The organism is Actinomycetota bacterium (genome assembly GCA_023488435.1).
Classification (GTDB): Bacteria; Actinomycetota; Coriobacteriia; order Anaerosomatales; family UBA912; genus UBA912.
Genome location: JAMDCK010000035.1, coordinates 1 through 14,619 on the forward strand (window position 1 = coordinate 1; position 14,619 = coordinate 14,619).

The 14,619-nt window shown below is 60.1% G+C and carries 16 protein-coding genes and 1 pseudogene; 16 read left to right on the plus strand and 1 reads right to left on the minus strand.

Going from position 1 to position 14,619, the window contains the following annotated elements:
- From M1617_05630 to M1617_05660, 7 genes are all read left to right on the plus strand, one after another.
- The coding region (locus M1617_05630) for a hypothetical protein (protein ID MCL5887761.1) at positions 1-389 on the plus strand (389 nt) is incomplete at its 5' end.
- 44 nt (positions 390-433) lie between these two features.
- Positions 434-1,435: a hypothetical protein gene (locus tag M1617_05635; protein ID MCL5887762.1), complete on the plus strand. Its 1,002-nt coding sequence runs from the start codon at positions 434-436 to the stop codon at positions 1,433-1,435.
- 70 nt (positions 1,436-1,505) lie between these two features.
- Entirely contained in the window at positions 1,506-3,287 is a 1,782-nt protein-coding gene (locus M1617_05640) for a TIGR04190 family B12-binding domain/radical SAM domain protein (GenBank protein ID MCL5887763.1), read from the plus strand.
- Positions 3,284-4,030: a bifunctional demethylmenaquinone methyltransferase/2-methoxy-6-polyprenyl-1,4-benzoquinol methylase UbiE gene (gene ubiE / locus M1617_05645; protein ID MCL5887764.1), complete on the plus strand. Its 747-nt coding sequence runs from the start codon at positions 3,284-3,286 to the stop codon at positions 4,028-4,030. Before M1617_05640 ends, ubiE begins: the two co-directional genes overlap by 4 nt.
- 33 nt (positions 4,031-4,063) lie before the next feature.
- Positions 4,064-5,410, plus strand: coding sequence for an amidohydrolase family protein (locus M1617_05650; GenBank protein MCL5887765.1), 1,347 nt, complete (start codon positions 4,064-4,066; stop codon positions 5,408-5,410).
- A gap of 151 nt (positions 5,411-5,561) precedes the next feature.
- Positions 5,562-6,083, plus strand: coding sequence for a hypothetical protein (locus M1617_05655; GenBank protein ID MCL5887766.1), 522 nt, complete (start codon positions 5,562-5,564; stop codon positions 6,081-6,083).
- Positions 6,084-6,182: 99 nt separating this feature from the next.
- Complete coding sequence (locus M1617_05660; protein MCL5887767.1) at positions 6,183-6,851, plus strand: tetratricopeptide repeat protein; 669 nt, start codon at positions 6,183-6,185, stop codon at positions 6,849-6,851.
- Between the two features lie 16 nt (positions 6,852-6,867).
- Here the strand turns inward: M1617_05660 and M1617_05665 are convergent, their stop codons facing one another.
- Positions 6,868-7,218 (minus strand): STAS domain-containing protein, encoded by a 351-nt coding sequence (locus M1617_05665; GenBank protein MCL5887768.1) that lies wholly within the window; start codon positions 7,216-7,218, stop codon positions 6,868-6,870.
- 173 nt (positions 7,219-7,391) lie between these two features.
- Here M1617_05665 and M1617_05670 point away from each other — a divergent pair, with 173 nt between their 5' ends.
- The 9 genes and pseudogenes from M1617_05670 to M1617_05710 form a co-directional block, all read left to right on the plus strand.
- The gene (locus M1617_05670; protein ID MCL5887769.1) at positions 7,392-7,727 is read left to right on the plus strand and encodes an STAS domain-containing protein; all 336 of its coding nucleotides are present in this window, start codon (positions 7,392-7,394) and stop codon (positions 7,725-7,727) included.
- Positions 7,728-7,757: 30 nt separating this feature from the next.
- Positions 7,758-7,874: pseudogene (locus M1617_05675) on the plus strand (twin-arginine translocase TatA/TatE family subunit).
- 167 nt (positions 7,875-8,041) lie between these two features.
- The gene (gene tatC / locus M1617_05680) at positions 8,042-8,788 is read left to right on the plus strand and encodes a twin-arginine translocase subunit TatC (GenBank protein MCL5887770.1); all 747 of its coding nucleotides are present in this window, start codon (positions 8,042-8,044) and stop codon (positions 8,786-8,788) included.
- A 16-nt stretch (positions 8,789-8,804) separates the two neighbouring features.
- Positions 8,805-9,203 (plus strand): hydrogenase maturation nickel metallochaperone HypA, encoded by a 399-nt coding sequence (gene hypA / locus M1617_05685; protein ID MCL5887771.1) that lies wholly within the window; start codon positions 8,805-8,807, stop codon positions 9,201-9,203.
- Positions 9,204-9,211: 8 nt separating this feature from the next.
- Positions 9,212-9,874 carry a hydrogenase nickel incorporation protein HypB gene (hypB, locus tag M1617_05690; protein MCL5887772.1) on the plus strand — a complete coding sequence of 221 codons (663 nt, stop codon included), beginning with the start codon at positions 9,212-9,214 and terminating at the stop codon, positions 9,872-9,874.
- Between the two features lie 27 nt (positions 9,875-9,901).
- A complete protein-coding gene (locus M1617_05695; protein ID MCL5887773.1) occupies positions 9,902-10,453 on the plus strand; it encodes an HDIG domain-containing protein in 552 nt (183 codons plus the stop codon).
- 130 nt (positions 10,454-10,583) lie between these two features.
- Positions 10,584-12,926 (plus strand): DNA topoisomerase I, encoded by a 2,343-nt coding sequence (locus M1617_05700; GenBank protein ID MCL5887774.1) that lies wholly within the window; start codon positions 10,584-10,586, stop codon positions 12,924-12,926.
- A 32-nt stretch (positions 12,927-12,958) separates the two neighbouring features.
- Complete coding sequence (gene mdh / locus M1617_05705) at positions 12,959-13,894, plus strand: malate dehydrogenase (GenBank protein MCL5887775.1); 936 nt, start codon at positions 12,959-12,961, stop codon at positions 13,892-13,894.
- 6 nt (positions 13,895-13,900) lie between these two features.
- Positions 13,901-14,619 (plus strand): fumarate hydratase (locus tag M1617_05710; GenBank protein MCL5887776.1); only part of this gene is annotated, 719 nt, incomplete at its 3' end.

Consider the following 14,619-nt stretch of genomic DNA (forward strand, 5'->3'; position numbering starts at 1 on the left):
AAGCATACACCCCGGCCGAGCCAGATCACCCTTGGACCGACATCCCTCCTGCAAACCAGATCAACTACTGCTACACGTGCCACGCCCAGAGCTTCTGCTCTGATTGCCACGGCATGGAGATGCCGCACCCCGCCGGATTCGAAGTGGATCATGGTGACGTAGGCCGTGATGAGCCTGAGTCGTGCACGCTGTGTCACGCAGTTGCTGGAGATACGGCTGAGCAGCAGCTGTTCTGCAACGCCTGTCACCATCCTGCTGGTAACCCAGCACTGCCTTGGGTCCCTCAGCATGTCGCTGCAGTTCGTGACGGCGGAGCGCAACCGTGCTTCGAGTGCCACAGTTCGACATTCTGTGCAGAGTGTCACGTCAGGGTGGCAGTGGATAACTGATTCATCACTGCGGCTTAGCCTGACATCACTATAGGAGTTCATGAATGTTCCGAGGCTTAGGTGCCCGCGGGCTGTGGTTTGCAATTGCCGGAATCGCACTGGTGGCCACTGTCGGCACACTGACATGGTACCTCCTGCGCCTCGATAACTACGGGGCGAAGGCGGGCGTTGGTTTAGTGGGTTTTTCGGCAGAGTCGACTGGTACGGTTGCTTTTGCCGGACAGTTCCCTATGGCCGAAGAGGCCCCACTCGGCGGACCCATGGGTATGGATCAAATTGACGATAGGTTGTACATCGCCCTATCTGAGATCGGTGCAATCGGTGTTTTCTCCCTAGACGGCGCAATGTTGGACACGATTACCATCGAACCGGTGTCCGGGGCTCCGGTTTCGTATCCGATAGACGTCGCTGCGATCTCGCCCGATAGACTTGCTGTTGTTGAAACCTCGGGTAACCGGGTGATTCTACTGGATCCTTCGGATCCAACCGCCGCTAGGCCGTTGCTGTCTGAGGCGGCGCCTTCGCTGGGTCAGCCAACTGCAGTTGAATACCACGGTGGCGAATTGTTCGTTGCGGATGCAACTAGCGGCATGATTCATGTGTACGACGGCTCGGGTGAGCCCTTGAGACATCTGGGTGCTGGCATGATACCCCCGATTACCTATGTCGGCGCGATGCACCTTGCGGGATCGACCCTTTGGGTCTCCGATTCCAATGTCGGACGAGTTCTTGGACTCGATCCGATCACCGGCCAAGTCCTGAGATCGGTTCAGATGAGATTCGACTTGCCACGAGGCATAGTCTCTGACGAGGCCGGCAGGATCTATGTAGCCGAAGCTTTTGCTGGCGTTGTCAGGGTGTTCGATTCAGAAGGGCTGGGCGTTCTCGATGTCGTGGGCGACGAAGCGCTTCACGGGTTTGCGGCAGAGACGGCCATGACTGCTCCTAAAGATGTGTGGTGGGATGCGAATGAGTCTCGGCTGTATGTCTCCGATGCAGAGCAGGGACGCATCAAGGTTTACAATGTTCGCGAGGAGGTAGAATGATTCGGGGTTGCGCTCAGCTGCGTCTGGTGCCCCCTGCGCATCCTCAAACGAGTCTTGGAAGGATTCATTGATGTCTAAGATCGACCTGGTTTTACTCCACGCCCCTAGTGTCTACGACTTCCGAGAGAAGTCCATCATGTTCGGACCTGTCTCGGATATGGTCCCATCAACGCCTGTGTTCGAGATGTATCCCCTTGGCTTTACTACGATTGCTGAATATCTCGAGCGCCACGGTCTCAGGGTGCGGATCGTCAACCTTGCGGTGCTTATGCTCAACCGCAAGGACTTCGATGTGGAAGCTGCGATTAGGGACATGAACCCGGTCGCTTTCGGCATTGATCTTCATTGGCTGCCCCACGCACATGGCTCCATCGAGATTTCAAAGATCGTGAAGAAATACCACCCTGACACTCCCGTTATATTCGGCGGACTGTCTTCCAGCTTTTTCCACGAGGAACTCATCAGTTATCCAAGCGTTGACTATGTGCTTCGGGGGGACTCCACTGAGGAGCCTATGACACGCCTGATCCATGCCATCAAAGGCAAGGGGAGCGTGAGCGATATCCCCAACCTGACCTACAAGTCGGTCGACGGCTCCATGGTGATCAACCCCCTCGAGTGGGTTCCGGACAACATGAACGACATCTCTTTGGACTATTCGTTCTCGATGCGTTCGGTTATCCGCTATCGCGACATGATGGGGTCGGTCCCGTTCAAGGACTGGCTTCAGTACCCCGTGTGCGCCTCCCTTACCTGCAGAGGCTGCACGCACAACTGCGTGACCTGCGGCGGCAGTGCATATTCATTCCGCAACCACTTCGGCCGACGGAAAGTCGCTTTCCGCGACCCTGAGCTGCTGGTCCGGGATATCGAGAACGTCCAGAAGTATGTGCCCGGACCAATCTTCGTGCTCAACGACTTTCTGCAGGGCGGCCCCGACTACGTCTCGGAGTTCATCCGAGGCCTCGCGCGGATCAAGCTACGCAATCCCATCGGATTCGAGTTCTTCAAGCCACCTGCCGAGGAGTTCTACCAGTTCCTCAACGAACATCTCGATGATTACTCGGTGGAGATCAGCGCTGAATCCCACGATGATGCTGTGAGGACCGCTTTCGGCAAGCATCACTACACTACGGCTGAGCTGGAGGAGTCGATCGCCGCTGCGCTGCGCAACGGGTGCTCGCGCTTCGACCTGTACTTCATGACGGGCATTCCCACCCAGACCGCCGAGTCGATCCTCGAGACAAGCTCATACACCGAGTCCCTTTACTCCAAGATGAACAACGACAAACGCCTGCTGGTCTTCTCGTCGCCAATGGCACCGTTCCTCGACCCTGGCTCGATGGTGTTCGACGATCCGGACAAGTTCGGCTTCAAGCTTCGCGCCCGAACACTGGAGGAGCACAGACAGCTACTCATTGAGCCTTCATGGAAGCACATCATGAACTATGAGAGCGATGCGGTGAGCGTCGATGATCTGGTGGAGGCGACCTATGAGGTCGGATATCACATCAATCGTGTCAAGGGTAACGCAGGGATAGTCCCTCAGGATGTCGCCGAACAGACCATGCAAAGGATTGTGGAGGCACGCGACATCATGCGACGGGTCGACGCCATCTACAAGGAACCGGCCGCAGCCAGGGAGAAGAAGCTCGGCGTGCTCCGCAAAGAGATGGAAAGGCTCTCTGAGTCGACCGTGTGTGAGAAGCGCGAACTGCGTTGGCCAGCAAAAGCCAACTGGCGACATGTGGTAAACGTGCTGGCGTTGTGGGCGAAGGAGAGCATCGCCGGGCTGTTCGGAATCCGAACAGGAACCCAGGGCGTGGCATGCGAAGGCACGAAATCCAGATGACCGATAAGAAGTCCATGGCTGGAGGGCATGAGGCCGTCTCCGGAGAGCCTACAACAGAGCGCGTGAGGGGCATCTTCGGGCGAATCGCCGAGAGCTACGATGCCTTCAACCTGCTTTCGAGCATGGGATTCGATAGGGGTTGGCGAAGGGCGGCGGTCCGAGCCACTCAACTGACCCCGGGTTCAGTAGTGCTCGACATCTGCTCGGGTACCGGCGACCTTGCTCTGGCTCTAGCGGCTCGCGGTGTTGCCAGGCGAGTCGAGGCTACTGACTTCTCGCCGGAGATGCTAGCGGTAGCATCGCGAAAGGCCCCCAAGATCGCCTCTCAGACCGAAGTTTCGTTCTCTGTTGCAGACGCGCAGGCGCTGCCGTTCGCCGACGCAAGCTTCGACGTAGTCACAGTGGCATTCGGTGTACGCAACCTTCCAGATCGAGCCGCAAACTTCCGAGAAGTCCTGAGGGTGCTGCGCCCTGGAGGACGCTACGTCATCCTCGAGTTCTCGACCCCCGGCTGGGCTCCATGGAGGGCTGTCTACCATCTCTATCTTGGATACGTCATCCCGCTGCTCGGATCCCTGTTGACTCGGGGAGATCGCGCTTCTTTCGAGTACCTCAATGCTTCGATCCGATCATTCCCGGATCAAAGCAGTCTGGCCAGAGAGCTCGAACTCGCAGGTTTTGCGAGCGCAGAGTGGAAGAATCTTACGGGTGGGATTGTCGCCATCCATAGTGCGGTAAAGTAACGCGGGCCCACTGCTCAAACATGGAGGACTGACATGCTACTCAAAGCTCACTACGTGCTTCCGGTGACCGCGCCGCACATCGAGGACGGAGCGTTGCTGGTCAGGGATGGCGTGATCACCGATGTCGGGAAGGCCGAGCAGCTGATGGAGGCCTATCCCGAGGAGCCGGTGCGCGATTTCGGCCTTGCCGCGATCATGCCGGGATTCGTGGACGTACACACCCATCTCGAGTATTCGGCGATGCGGGGGCTGGTCGACGACCTGCCGTACGCCCAGTGGAAATTACAGCTCATGAAGAAAGAGAAGCTGCTCGATCGCACTGACTGGGAAGATGCCGCACTGCTTGGTGCATTGGAGTGCCTCCGATCAGGGATTACGACGATTGCGGACATCACGGAGTCCGGCGCCTCCGTCCCTGCCGTTGGCGAGGCAGGTCTGCGCGCTGTCATCTATCGTGAGGTGTCGGCGATGGAGAAGGCTCAGGTGGCTCCTGCGCTGGATGCCGCCGTAGCGGATATCGCACAATGGAGCGAAGCATCCAACTGCGATCTGGTGGACATCGGAATCGGGCCCCACTCTGCCTATAGTTGTCATCCTGAGCTCTACAAACGAGTAGCCCAGTATGCGCACGACACCGGCGCACCAGTCGCGACGCACCTAGCCGGCTCCAGGGAAGAGTACGATTTTGTGAAGTACGGCAGCTCGGCATTAGCGACAGATTATCGCGAAGACGGTGACGGCGCAGTACCGTGGCTGCCAACCGGGGTAAGTCCCGTCCGGTACGTGCAACAGTGGGACCTGTTTTCGGTGCCCAATGTTCTTGCAGTCCACTGCACGCAGGTCGATGACGCCGACATAGATATCCTCGCTTCGCATGGTGTGTCGATAGCGTTCTGCCCTCGCTGCAATGCCAAGCTAGGAATGGGCGTGTTCCAGCTAAGGGCTATGCTAGCAAAGGGAATCAAGATTGGCATCGGCACCGACTCGCCGGCCTCCAACAACACGATGGACATGTTCGATGAAATGCGTATCGGATTGTTGATCCAGCGCGCAGCCGATCCAGGACAGCGATTTTTCGATGCACGAACTTTCGTGCAGCTAGGGACCTCCTCGGCAGCTGACGCCTTGGGACTGTCGAATCGAACGGGTTCGCTGGAGGTAGGCAAGAGCGCAGACGTGATCGCGGTCGATCTTTCCCACAGCCACCAGGCCCCGATAGCCGATCCCTACAGCACGATGGTGCACTCGGCGAACCAGGATAATGTAATGTTCACAATGGTCGCAGGAAAGACGCTCCTTGATGGCGGTGAGCCGGTTTCGCTGGACGTCGAGCGGATTATCGCTCGCGCCGAGGAGATACGCACCAAACTGCGTGGATGACCCCACAAGTTGGCCGATTTATTGCTAACCACTCCGGTGATACTTATCCACACGTTAGTACCACCGTGATATAATGCGTGAGTTTGTTCGAGGCTATGGCAGCTTGCTGCATGGAATGCTCGATATCCAGCTACCGAGGAGGATGCGCGAAGTGAGTGAAAAGGACTTCTACTTTGACGAGGACGATACAGAGGATAGCAAGCCGATAGAGAAGGCTAAGGCCAAGGAACCCGCCAAGGAGCCCGCCGAGGCACCCGCCGAGAAAGCCGCCCCCAAGGCGCGCGCCCCAAAGGCGGTCGCCGAGAGGCCCGCTCCTGCGACTGCCCCTGTCGCCGGACTGACCTTGCAGTCAGTTAGCATGACGGTTGCTGCCCTCATTGGTGTCGTGGCACTTCTGGTCGGCGTTATCATCGGGATGTTCCTCCCCGGACAGCAGCCCGCCAGCGAGCCGCCCGCACCTGCAGGTATGGGTGGGGCCCCAGCTCCGCAGTTGACCGAGGACCAGCTCCGGGGCGGCGAGTTGCCACCAGGACATCCTCCGCTCGATCAGATGGGTGGCGGCGGGGCAACCCCGACCCCTAATGCTACACAGGCTCCCGGTGGGACGATGCCTGGTGCTCCCGGCGGGACGATGCCTGGCGCTCCCGGTGGATCGATGCCAGCGACCCCCTGATTCTGAAGGTTTTGATCGAGATATGACTAGCGCGGGCCCGGAGCAACCAGCGGTATGCTCCGGGCCCGGATTTTCGACGGATGAGGCTGAGAGGCGATAATGGCGATCAATAAGAAGACGAGGTCGACACCTTTCCGGGTGGTTGTAGTAATCATCTGCCTGTTGCTGGTGGTGACGATGATCCCTTGGGGCGCATTGGGCTTGTTCAGCAACAACAATCAGAGCGTTCCGGGATCCCAAGAAGCAATCGCCAATCGCCACAGTCCTGGAATCGACATGCTCCAGACTCAGCTCGCAAGTGATCCTACCAGCTACACCGTGCTCATTGGCATTGCCCGTTCGTACTCAGTTTGGGCTTCAGAGGCCATGATGGCTGACACAGCTGGGCTTGGTGCTGATGTCACAATCTGGCAATCATCGGTGACCTATTTCAACCGGGCGCTCGAAATCGCAGCTGACAATCCGGCTGACATGATGGATGCTTCAATCGCGCGCTTCTACAGCGGCGATCTGGATGGGGCTATACAGCTGGTTGAGGCGGTTTGGGCGATTGACCCCGACTTCGCTCCATCACACTTCAATGCGGGCATCTTCTTTGAGACCGCAGGTCGAACCACTGAGGCAATCGCTGCCTATACACGCTACCTGGAACTCGATCCACAGGGAATGGGGCCGGGCAATCCTTCGGTTGCTCAATCTGCGATAGCGCGTCTGTCGGCGCTACCGACCACCCCCGCTGTTGGCGCTACGGTGCCACCTGCCCCCTAGAGCCGAGAGCCCTTCGTCAAGCAGGCACTTCGCCTAGAACGATCAACGCTTCGTCCACCGAGGCGGCTGTCGAGAATATTCCGTTCAGGCGGGTGAGCGACAAGATGCTATCAACAACTTCGTTGGTAACGAGCACGAGTCGCCCGCCTCGAACCCCGTACTCTTTTGAAAGTCCGAGCAGCAGGCCGAGACCCGAGCTGTCCAGATACTCGATGCTCGACAGGTCCAAGATGGTAGACGGTGGGTTTGACTTCAATATGCGATCGATATTCATTCGAAACGATGCGCATTCGACGTAATCCAACTCGCCTGTCAGCTGCAGGAGCCAGTGAGACTCGTTTTGTGTCAGGTCTATCGATAGGGGCATAGCGCTCCTTCCGGCGGGGCCTTCAAATGGTTAGTACCCATTTTCATGGGTTGCCTGTCAGGGGATTCCGGTTGATACTCGCTGAATGATTGCATTGGCCGACATGCTTCCATTAGGTACAATCAGTAGCACTTCTCGGTATTCATCGAAAAAGGAAGCAGGTGCGAGGGCAGATGGAGCTTGATATAGCCATCGAATGTGATGGGTCCGTCTGCAAGATCGTCCTCAACGGCGAGGTGGACGTCTATTCTGCGCCCATCCTCAAAGAGCGACTTCTTGAGCAGGTGCAGAACGGTTGCGTAGACCTGATCCTGGATTTGAATGGCGTCAGCTTCATCGATAGCTCGGGCTTGGGAGTGCTTGTTGGCGCTCTTAGACGGGTAAGGGAGAACTCCGGCACACTAAGGATTGTCTGTGGACGCGACAACGTACTCAAAGTATTCAGCATCACCGGACTCGATAAGGTATTTCCGGTCTTCGATTCATTCGAGGAAGCATCCAATTTCTAACCACGGAACCCGGAGCTACTGGTGTTCGGAATAAGCGGCGTCGAGCTATTCTTGATCGTCGCTTTCGCCCTTCTTATCTTTGGCCCCGAGCGACTTCCCGAGATGGGCAGGACCATCGGACGCTTCATGCGTGAGTTCAAGCGAGCTCAAGACAGCATGGAGGCGGTTATCCGCGCCGAGATGTACAGCAGCGATCGTCCGGCCCAAGAGGATGCTGCGCCAAAGACATCCCCGTTGCCTCACAAGCGAATCGATCCTGACGACGACGAAGAAGAGGAGGAAGAGGACTAGGCACCGTCCTGGTCTTCGCTGATATGCCTGTCGCACCCAGACGCATGCCCTTCTTCGAGCACTTCGGCGAGTTACGCCGAAGGCTGGCGGTGGTTGCCGTCGTTGTGATCGTGGGCTCGATTGGTCTTTACTGGTGGTCTCCGCAGATCTACAACCTATTCATGGCCCCGATCAAGCCGTTCTTCGGCGATGCCGACATGGTGCTTCTGGGGCCGTTCGAAGCTTTCACCCTTCGATTCAAGGTGGCGCTCTACGCGACTTTGGTACTCGGCTCGCCAATCATCATCTGGCAGTTCTTCGGCTTCTTCCTTCCGGCGCTCAAGCCAAAGGAGCAACGCTGGGTGATCCCGACCTTTGCAGCGATGAGCGTCCTGTTCTTCGCGGGCGCGTATCTGGCTCACACTTATATTCTTGGAACTGCGTTCGGGTGGATGGTCGGGCAGGCCTGGGAGGGAGTCCAGGTGCTTCCAGATGCCTCGAAGTACTTCCAGGGCTCGGTGCTTATGGTGATGGGTTTCGGGGCTAGCTTCCAGTTGCCGGTCATAGTGTTCTACCTAGTGCTGTTCGACATCATCCCCTACACGAAACTCCGTGAGAATTGGCGGATCGCATACGTGGCGCTCTTGGTGATCGCCGCGGTGGCTACTCCGGATTGGTCGCCTGTCACGATGGGCCTGATGTTCGCGGCGTTACTGGCGCTCTACGAAGCGAGTCTGCTGTTCGCTCGCATCATACTCTCGAGGCGTATCAAGCAGAAGGAATCCTACTGAGAGGCTGTTGGCACCAGTGCACGAGATGGGAATCGTAAGCAGCATTCTGACCAGCGCCGAGGAGGCCGCCACTCGTGAAGGAGCGACTCGGATCACCGAGATCCGCATCACCGTCGGCGAGTTGACCGAGATCGTGGACTTCGCGCTGCAGTTCGCATTCGAGGCTCTGACGCCCGGTACGATCGCTGAAGGTGCCACGCTGACCGTCACCAGGTTGGGCGCGAAGTCGAGGTGTCTGGAGTGCCAGACCGAGTACGAACACGACAGATTCGAGATGCTTTGCCCCGAGTGCGGCTCATTCGCATGCGAGCTGCTGTCTGGCAAGGAACTCGAGATCAACAGCATCGAGGTGGATCCTGATACGAGTCCGGCACCTGTGTCCGATCCACCAGCAGAACCATCACAACAGGGATAAGGGAGACCATGCAGATCGACATCAGCCGTCCGATCCTGGACAAGAACGAACGCCTTGCCGCCGAGAACCGCACTATCTTCGATGAGGCCGGCATCTTCGTGCTCGACCTGATGGCCTCACCGGGGGCGGGCAAGACCTCCACGATCTTGGCGACCATAGCCGCTCTTCGGGATCGGTACTCGATCGCGGTCATCGAAGGCGACATCGCAAGCAGCGTCGATGCTGAAAAGATCGCTGCCCATGGCATCCCCGCCGTGCAGATCAACACCGGTGGCGCGTGTCACTTGGAGTCCGACATGATCCGCCGCGCGCTCGCCTCGCTCGATCTCGACTCGCTCGACCTGTTGATCATCGAGAACGTCGGCAATCTGGTCTGTCCGACCGAGTTCTACCTGGGCGAGCATGCCAAAGTGATGATCCTCTCGGTTCCGGAGGGACATGATAAGCCGTACAAGTACCCGGGCATCTTCCAGATCGCCGAGGCGGTCATCCTCAACAAGTACGACACCATCGAGGTCTTCGACTTCGACGAGAACGAGTTTCGGCAGGTAGTAAGCTCACTCAACCCCAAAGCGCCGGTCTTCCCGATTTCGGCGACCAAGGGCGACTCGGTAGAGCTATGGGCCGAGTGGCTCGCTGGCCGCATCGAGGCCAACAGGGCCCGCACCTGAAGCGAGCGACCCGAGACAGGAGGAACCTTGGAGCGCACTGAGGCGTTGGCGCTGGTCCGAGAGCGCATCGGCAACGAGAACCTGGTGAACCACTGCGTTGCGACCGAGATCATCATGGAGGGCCTGGCGCGTCACTTCGGACTTTCTGATGCGGACGTGACCCGGTGGGGTCGCACCGGACTGCTGCATGACCTCGACTACGCCCAGACTGCCGAGGATCCAGCTCGCCACGGCTACATCACCGCCGAAGAGATCGCTGACATCCTCGACGAGGAGGGCATTCACGCGATCCTTGCGCATGCGGGCCACGTTCCCGCCGACTCGCCGATGGACCGCGCGCTTCTAGCCGCCGACCCCGCTACCGGGTTCATCGTCGCTGCTGCGCTCGTCCACCCAGACCGCGCGCTGGCATCGGTGAAGCTCGCCTCGCTCCTCAAGCGATTCAAGGAGAAGTCGTTCGCTCGCGGGGCTTGTCGCGAGCAGATGGACACCTGCGAGTCGATTGGACTTTCCCGCGAGCAATTCCTCGGCATAGCGCTTGCGAGTATGCAGGAAAGAGCCCGCGAGATCGGCCTGTAGCGCGCTTTGGCGGACCGCGTCCAGAAGCGCCGGGGCAGCGGCATTCGCGCATCTTCGGCAGGTACAGACTTGACCGACCGGTATATACTCTCGTAGATACTTCTGTCTGGCCCCGATCGAATGGTGATCCATGCGACTGATCGTCTCCGAAAAGAACATTGCGGCAAAGAAGCTGGCTGAGATATTGGCGGTCGGCAAGCCCACGACCGATAAGGTCTACTCGACGCCCGTCTACCGTTTTCGCCGCGACGGCGAGGATTGGGTGAGCATCGGGCTCAAGGGACACATCATCGGTGTCGACTTCCCCGAGGCGTTCGCGAAGTGGCGTCTCGATGACCTTCAGGCGCTGGTCGAGGCCGAGGTCGTTGAAGAGCCCGCCGAGAAGGGCATCATCCAGTCGCTGCGCAATCTGGCCAAGAAGGCCGAGCACGTCCTGATCGCAACCGACTACGATCGCGAGGGCGAACTCATCGGCGTCGATGCCAGCCGCATCGTGCTCGCGTCCAATCCCGGAGTCGATATCGAGCGGATGCGTTACTCGGCGATTACGAAGGAAGAGATCGTGCGTGCGCTGGAGGAGCGAGGCCCGCTCGACCATGAGCTTGCCGACGCAGGCGCAAGCCGCCGCGATATCGACCTGATCTGGGGTGCGGTGCTTACGCGCTACCTGACGATCGCTTCGAACCTGGCGTCCAAGCGCGCTTGGGGCGACGTGCTTTCGGCGGGTCGGGTCCAGACACCGACACTCAAGCTCATCGTGGATCGCGAGATCGAGCGCGAAGCCTTCACGCCCGAGGACTATTGGGTGGTCAAAGCCGACTTCGAGCACGATGGGACGCAGTTCGCAGGCGTCCACGAGGCCGGTCGCTTCACGACCGCCGAGCAGGCTGAGGCCGCAGTCGCTGCCGTGGCATCGGAGCGGTCCGCCGACGTGGTCTCGCTGGAGACCAAGCGCAGGACCGTCCAGCCGCCGGCGCCGTTCAACACGACGTCTCTGCTTACAGCCGCCGCCGCGGAAGGACTTTCGCCGGCTCGCACCATGCGTATCGCCGAGTCCCTCTACATGGATGGATTCATCAGCTACCCGCGTGTCGACAACACCGTCTACCCACCAAGCCTTGACCTGGGCGCCATCCTTCGAACGCTGGAGAAGGTGCCCGCGTACCGTGAGTATGCCGGGAACCTGGGCAAGCAGCCCAAGCTCACGCCAACGCGCGGCAAGAAGGAGGCGACCGACCACCCGCCGATCCACCCGACCGGCGCGGCCGACTCAGACAAGATGAAGCCCGAGCAGTACAAACTCTACAACCTCGTTGCGCGGCGGTTCATGGCCACACTCTCGGCACCTGCGATCCTGGAGAGCGCCAAGGCGACGCTGCAGGTCAACGGCGAGAGGTTCGTCGCCAAGGGCGAGGTCGTGGTCGTGCCCGGCTTTCGCGCCGTCTACCACTACGGCCAGAAGAAGGAAGAGCAGCTGCCGGCACTTGTTGAGGGCGGAACCTGCGATTTCCTCGGCAGTAGGCTGGAGGCCAAGTCGACGCAGCCGCCCGATCGATATTCGCAGGGTCGGCTGATCCAGGAGATGGAGAAGCGCGGGCTGGGCACCAAGGCGACGCGCCACGAGATCATCCAGACCCTGTACGACCGCAAGTACATCACCGGCGAATCGCCAGAGCCCACCTGCAAAGGGCGCTCGGTCATTGATGCGCTCGTCGTGCGTGCGCAGCGGATCACCGATCCCGAGATGACTGCCGAGCTCGAAAGCGAGATGGACTCGATCTCGCACGGACGCGCTGACCGGGCAGGTGTGGTGGGGCACTCGCGCAAGATCCTCGGCGAGGTGATGGCATCGCTTCTGGCAAGCGTGCCAGAGGTCGGAGAGGCGCTCAAAGCGGCTGCCGATGAGGACGCCAAGGTCGGCAAGTGCCCGACCTCCGGCGATGACCTGCTGATCAAGTATTCGCCGAAGAACAGGGCGTATTTCGTCGGCTGTCAGGGGTATCCGGATTGCACGGTGACGTACCCGCTGCCGAAGAACGCTCGCTATGCCGCCGTGGAGGAGCCCTGCGCGACCTGCGGCGGACCTCAGGTGAAGGTGTTGCAGTTCAAGCGCCCGGCGAGGGATCTCTGCCTCATTCCGGGCTGCCCTAGCAAGACCGGCCCTGAGATCGAGGTCGGCAAGTGCCCCTCTTGCGGGGGCACCCTGCGTGTGCGGTATTCTCAGACCGGAAGTCGTTTCGTGCGCTGCGATGCATACGACCCGAAGGAGCATCCGATTTCGTATCCGTTGCCTCAGGCCGGCGACCTGGCACCGACCGATGAGCTATGCGAACCCTGCGGGATTCCGAAGATCGTCGTACACACCAAAAAAGGCCCGTGGAAGATTTGCATCGATCCGGCGTGCCCCGCCCGTCCGGCGCCTAAGACGACCAAGGCGCCCAAGAAGGCCGCTAGGGGTAGGGCCAAGAAGTAGACAGATGGTTTTCCAGCCGAAGGGTGGGACTCATGCGCTTTCCTGAAGTGACCATAGTAGGTGCTGGCCAGGTCGGCGCTTCGGCGGCATACATGCTGCTCGCCAAGGGGCTCGCGAACGTGACCATGATCGACGTCGCAGAGGGCTTGCCACAGGGCAAGGCGCTGGACATGATGCACGCGCGGTCGATCGAGCACTTTGGCCCGCGCATCAAGGGCACTAACGACTACGCGATGACCGCCGGATCCGATCTGGTCGTCATCACCGCGGGACTCCCTAGGAAGCCCGGGATGACCCGCGATGATCTGCTGGCCGCGAACTCGTCGATCGTGCGCTCCGTGGTCGAGCAGGTCGTAGCCGCATCGCCCGACGCACTCATCATGGTGGTCACCAACCCGCTCGACGTGATGGTGTACTTGGCGTGGCAGGTCTCGGGACTCGACTCAAGCCGCGTGTTCGGGATGGGCGGGGTGCTGGACTCGGCACGCTTCGAGCATGCGATCGCCGATCATCTCGGCGTCGAGGTCGCCAGCGTCAAGGCGCTAGCGTGCGGATCGCATGGCGACGCGATGGTGCCGCTGCCCTCCCAGGCTAGCGTGGACGGCGTGCCGCTCGCGCAGATGCTCTCGGCAGATGAGGTCGATCGCATCGTGCAACGCACGGTGTTCGGCGGCGCAGAGGTCGTCGGCTTGCTCAAGACCGGCAGCGCGTTCTACGCACCGGCGGCAAGCATCGCGCGCACCGTCGAGGCGATTTTCTCGGACACGCCCGTGGTCCTGCCAAGCTGCGTGCGCCTTTCGGGGCAGTACGGCGTCTCCGACGTGTACATGTCCGTCCCCGCCGTGATCGACCGCGAGGGCGTCAAGGAGATCATCGAGCTAGACGTGACCGCCGATGAGGCCCGGGCGCTCAAAGCATCCGCCGACACCATCGTCGAGACGCTCGTGTCGCTCGGCCTGAAGGAGTGAAGAGCGATGATCGGCCCTAAAGCGATCGCCGAGGCAGTCCGCGAGGGGATCCTCCGCGCTGCTTGGGAGCTGCGGCCTGATGTTCGCCTCGCGATGGAGAGTGCGCTGCGTTCAGAGCGCTCGCCCCGGGGTAGGAACGTGATCGGCCAGATGCTGGAGAATGCCCGGATCGCCGAGCGCGACAGGGCTCCTCTCTGCCAGGACACCGGTGCGGTGTGGGTCTGGGTGGAGCTGGGCGAGGCGGAGATTCTCGGCGTGCCGCTGCAGGCGGCGGTCGATGCCGCTGTGGCCGCAGCGTACAAGGAGGGCGGCTTGAGGACCAGCTTGGTCCGCGACAGCCTCTTCGACCGGACCAACACGCACGACAACACCCCGGCATCCATCGATGTCACCGCAAGGCCGGGTTCGGGCGCGACCGTACACGTCATGCTCAAGGGCGGAGGCTCCGACAACGCCTCGGCGATCCGCATGCTGCCGCCGACCGCCGGCATCGAAGGCGTTCGCGAACACGTCCTCGAAGCGATCCGCAGCAAAGCGCACTCGGCGTGTCCACCGCTGTTGGTGGGCGTGGGTGTGGGCGGCAGCTTCGACAGCGTTGCGAAGCTCTCGAAGCAGGCGCTGCTTCGGCCTGTCGGCAAGCCCGCCGAAAGCCAGGCCCATGCGGAGCTGGAGGCCGCGCTGCTTTCGGCGATCAACTCCACAGGCATCGGCCCGGGTGGCTTCGG